The organism is Bdellovibrio bacteriovorus, from assembly GCF_048286975.1.
GTDB lineage: Bacteria > Bdellovibrionota > Bdellovibrionia > Bdellovibrionales > Bdellovibrionaceae > Bdellovibrio > Bdellovibrio bacteriovorus_H.
The window spans coordinates 1-5,343 of record NZ_JBLVRT010000010.1; the positions used below are offsets into that span (position 1 = coordinate 1).

At 48.2% G+C, this 5,343-nt stretch carries 1 tRNA gene and 3 rRNA genes; all 4 read right to left on the minus strand.

Annotated features, from left to right (window positions below):
* Positions 1-47: 47 nt before the first annotated feature.
* Positions 48-164, minus strand: a 5S ribosomal RNA gene (gene rrf / locus ACNQKP_RS18395).
* Positions 165-418: 254 nt separating this feature from the next.
* A 23S ribosomal RNA gene (locus ACNQKP_RS18400) occupies positions 419-3,359 on the minus strand.
* Positions 3,360-3,470: 111 nt separating this feature from the next.
* Positions 3,471-3,547: transfer RNA gene (locus ACNQKP_RS18405), tRNA-Ile, on the minus strand.
* A 142-nt stretch (positions 3,548-3,689) separates the two neighbouring features.
* Positions 3,690-5,203, minus strand: a 16S ribosomal RNA gene (locus ACNQKP_RS18410).
* The 16S, 23S and 5S rRNA genes sit together here with 1 tRNA gene alongside, the layout of an rRNA operon.
* Positions 5,204-5,343: the final 140 nt, after the last annotated feature.

Here is a 5,343-nt window from a genome sequence, read left to right on the forward strand (position 1 = left end):
ACAAAAAAACCCGGATTACTTTCGTAACCCGGGTTCAAGTAAAATAGAGCTGGCGTCGTGCTACTCTCCCACATGGTCGCCCATGCAATACCATCGCCGCAAGAGGACTTAACTTCTGAGTTCGGAATGGGATCAGGTGTGGCCCCTCTGCTATAAACACCAGCAAAGCGTTTATTAATCAAAGTGGTTAGCTTCTTACACTAACCTTTTCGTTCTTTGCAACTTACTTCCAATCCAAATGGAGAAGTTACTTTCTTTTTTATCATTACAACTGAATGATTGATTTAATTGATTTTTAGCGAGTCGCTGTTAGTTCCACATTTCACTCTCTTACTTATTCAGAGAGCTAGTCTCTCGTTCCAATTAAGGAAGTCTCTGAGACGAAATCTTCGTTAGATAAATCTAAGAAGAATGTTTTTTAAAAAAGCCTCACGACCTATTAGTACTGATCAGCTCAATACATTGCTGTACTTACACCTTCAGCCTATCAACCTCGTAGTCTCCAAGGGGTCTTTAGGGGGCCGAAGCCCCAGTGAGATCTAATCTTGTAGTTTGCTTCCCGCTTAGATGCTTTCAGCGGTTATCAATTCCGAACATAGCTACCCTGCATTGCTCTTGGCAGAACAACAGGAACACCAGAGGTTCGTCCATCCCGGTCCTCTCGTACTAAGGACAGGTCTACTCAAATCTCATACGCCCACAGAAGATAAGGACCAAACTGTCTCACGACGTTCTGAACCCAGCTCGCGTACCACTTTAATTAGCGAACAGCTAAACCCTTGGGACCTGCTCCAGCCCCAGGATGTGATGAGCCGACATCGAGGTGCCAAACTCCATCGTCGATATGGACTCTTGGATGGAATAAGCCTGTTATCCCCGGAGTACCTTTTATCCGTTGAGCGATGGCCCTTCCACGCGGGACCACCGGATCACTTTGGCCTGCTTTCGCACCTGCTCGACTTGTAGGTCTCGCAGTCAAGCCCCCTTATGCCAATGCACTCGACGCCTGGTTTCCAATCAGGCTGAGGGGACCATCGCGCGCCTCCGTTACTTTTTGGGAGGCGACCGCCCCAGTCAAACTGCCCACCAGACAGTGTCCCTCTGCTCGTAAAGAGCAGCAGGTTAGATTTCAAAGGTGCCAAGGGTGGTATTTCAAGGTTGACTCCACAATGGCTAGCGCCACTGCTTCAAAGTCTCCCACCTATCCTACACATGCCAACTCTAAAATCACTGCCAAGCTACAGTAAAGGTTCACGGGGTCTTTCCGTCTTTCTGCGGGTACTCGGCATTTTCACCGAGAATTCAATTTCGCGAGGCATTTGGTCGAGACACCGGAGAAGTCGTTACGCCATTCGTGCAGGTCGGAACTTACCCGACAAGGAATTTCGCTACCTTAGGACCGTTATAGTTACGGCCGCCGTTTACTGGGGCTTCGATTCTCAGCTTCGCTTACGCTAACTAATCCTCTTAACCTTCCAGCACCGGGCAGGCGTCAGTATGTATACTTCGTCTTGAGACTTTGCACATACCTGTGTTTTTGATAAACAGTCGCTACTCCCATTTCTCTGCGACCCGAAAAAGCTTGGGGAGTAAATCCTTACACTCTCGCGGGCACACCTTTTCCCGAAGTTACGGTGTTAAGTTGCCGAGTTCCTTGACCAAAATTCACCCCATCGCCTTAGGATATTCACCCCACTCACCTGAGTCGGTTTACGGTACGAGCTAACAAAACTAAATTTACGAAACTTTTCTTGGATGCATGGCTTTTCACACTTCCGGGACAAGTCCCTCGCATTCACACCTCAGAGTTACGACCAGCGGATTTGCCTACTGATCCTCCTACATGCTTACACCTCAATCCAATAAGAGGCTGTGATATCCTACACCGTCATTCCTTAAACACATTTTGCTAGGTAACGGAATATTAACCGTTTTGCCATCGACTACGCCACTTGGCCTCGTCTTAGGGCTCGACTAACCCTGGGAAGATTATCTTTACCCAGGAATCCTTGAGTTTTCGGCGCCCGGGTTTTTCACCCGAGTTCAACGCTACTTATGTCAGCATGATCACTTCTAGTTCGTCCAGCTGTCCTACCGGTCAACCTTCATCCTACACTAGAACGCTCCCCTACCACTAAAATATAAAATATCTTAATCCAAAGCTTCGGTAACACGCTTAGCCCCGTTGTATCTTCCGCGCAGAGTCACTAGACTAGTGAGCTATTACGCTTTCTTTAAAGGATTGCTGCTTCTAAGCCAACCTCCTAGTTGTCAAAGTAACTCCACAACGTTCTCCACTGAGCGTGCATTTAGGGACCTTAGCTGTTGGTCTGGGCTCTTTCCCTCTCGACTCATGACCTTATCACCCTGAGTCTGCCTGCCAGGGAACATATCAATGGCATTCGGAGTTTATTTGGGTTTGGTAATCCGGTAAAGACCCCTAGCCCATTCAGTGCTCTACCTCCATGATATTTTTTACCTGACGCTATACCTAAATATATTTCGGGGAGAACCAGCTATCACCCAGTTTGATTGGCCTTTCACCCCTAATCACAGATCATCAAAAGAGTTTTCAACCTCAACTTGTTCGGTCCTCCACGAGGTGTTACCCTCGCTTCAACCTGTCCATGATTAGATCACCGGGTTTCGGGTCTATGCCTGCATACTAAATCGCCCTATTCAGACTCGCTTTCGCTACGGCTCCACCTGCAACGGCTTAACCTCGCATGCAAACATAACTCGCTGACTCATTATGCAAAAGGTACGCTATCGACCACTTAAGGGTCTCTAACTGCTTGTAGACTTACGGTTTCAGGTTCTATTTCACTCCCCTCTCGGGGTTCTTTTCACCTTTCCCTCACGGTACTTGTTCACTATCGGTCACTAAGGAATATTTAGCCTTATGAGGTGGTCCTCACAGATTCCCACAAGATTTCACGTGTCTTGTGGTACTCGGGATGCCGCTAGGGCCTTCGAAGTTTTCGAGTACGGGGCTATCACCCTATCTTGCCAGACTTTCCAGACTGTTACTCTAACTTCTCCGGTCCCACATTGCGGTCCCACGACCCCTCATTCAAATTAATGAATAAGGTTTAGGCTGTTCCCCGTTCGCTCGCCACTACTGGGGGAATCTCGGAATTGATTTCTCTTCCTGAGGGTACTGAGATGTTTCACTTCCCCTCGTTCGCTTCAAACAACTATGTATTCATTGAGTGATACCATAAATGGTGGGTTTCCCCATTCGGAAATCTCCGGATCAAAGTGTGTGTGCCACTCCCCGAAGCTTATCGCAGCTTACCACGTCCTTCATCGCTTCTTAGTGCCAAAGGCATCCACCGTAAGCCCTTTGTAGCTTAAAAAAATGGAACTAACCTCGCTAAAAATCAACTAAATCAATCTATTCAATTGTCAAAGAACGAAAACCGTTCAGCAAAACTCTAACTTACACCGCATTCCAGTACAGTAGAACTTGGTGGGCCTGGGAAGACTCGAACTTCCGACCCCACGCTTATCAAGCGTGTGCTCTAACCAACTGAGCTACAGGCCCGTTAGGCTTCACTCTCTCAAAACTAAACAGCTAGATAGATTTTTGGGACTCACTTACTCGGGAAGAGTAAGTTGACCTAAGATTGGGTCATTTTAACTTATCAAGAACAAGTCTTGATGAAGATTGACCGGATAATCCTTAGAAAGGAGGTGATCCAGCCGCAGGTTCCCCTACGGCTACCTTGTTACGACTTCACCCCAATCATCGACCATACCTTGGGCGCCTGCCTCCTTACGGTTAGCGCAGCGACTTCTGGTACAGCCGACTTTCATGGTGTGACGGGCGGTGTGTACAAGGCCCGGGAACGTATTCACCGCGGCATTCTGATCCGCGATTACTAGCGATTCCAACTTCATGATCTCGAGTTGCAGAGATCAATCTGAACTTAGATAGCTTTTAAGCGATTTGCTCTACCTCGCGGCTTAGCTTCGCTCTGTGACTACCATTGTAGCACGTGTGTAGCCCTAGGCATAAGGGCCATGAGGACTTGACGTCATCCCCACCTTCCTCCGGTTTAACACCGGCAGTCCATCTAGAGTGCCCAACTGAATGCTGGCAACTAAATGCAGGGGTTGCGCTCGTTGCGGGACTTAACCCAACATCTCACGACACGAGCTGACGACAGCCATGCAGCACCTGTGTACCGACCCTTGCGGGCGACGACATTTCTGCCAATCTTCCAGTACATGTCAAGCCTAGGTAAGGTTCTTCGCGTTGCATCGAATTAAACCACATGCTCCACCGCTTGTGCGGGCCCCCGTCAATTTCTTTGAGTTTTAATCTTGCGACCGTACTCCCCAGGCGGGATACTTAACGCGTTAGCTTCGTCACTGAAGGGGTCAATACCTCCAACAACAAGTATCCATCGTTTACGGCGTGGACTACCAGGGTATCTAATCCTGTTTGATCCCCACGCTTTCGGATCTCAGTGTCAGTGTTCGGCCAGTTACCCGCCTTCGCCTCCGGTATTCCTGTTGATATCTACGTATTTCACCACTACACCAACAATTCTAGTAACCTCTCCGACACTCAAGCTTCGCAGTATCAAATGCACTTCCAGGGTTGAGCCCTGGGCTTTCACATCTGACTTACAAAGCCACCTACATCCGCTTTACGCCCAATAATTCCGAACAACGCTAGGATCCCTCGTCTTACCGCGGCTGCTGGCACGAAGTTAGCCGATCCTTTCTTACAGGGTACATTCATTGTGTTATTCCCCTGCGACAGAGCTTTACGACCCGAAGGCCTTCATCACTCACGCGGCGTCGCTGCATCAGAGTTTCCTCCATTGTGCAATATTCCCTACTGCTGCCTCCCGTAGGAGTCTGGACCGTGTCTCAGTTCCAGTGTGACTGATCATCCTCTCAGACCAGTTAAAGATCGTCGCCTTGGTGAGCCGTTACCTCACCAACTAGCTAATCTTACGCGGACTCATCTTAGAGCGAAAAACCTTTGACCCCTTGAGCCGCAGCTCCTGTGGTCTTATGCGGTATTAGCTAATCTTTCGACTAGTTATCCCCCACTCTAAGGCAGATTATCCACGCGTTCCTCACCCGTGCGCCACTAGTACTCACCCGAAAGCTTTCCCCGTTCGACTTGCATGTATTAGGCACGCCGCCAGCGTTTGTTCTGAGCCAGAATCAAACTCTCCAGTTTAAATTCTGTTTAGAAGCAAACAGCTAGCTTTTACGCTATTGTTTGTTCGAATATTTTTTGAAATTGTGAATACCAATTACTCGGTATTCAAAGAGCCCAAAAATCTATTTTATCTAGCTATTCAGTTTTCAAAGAGCGAA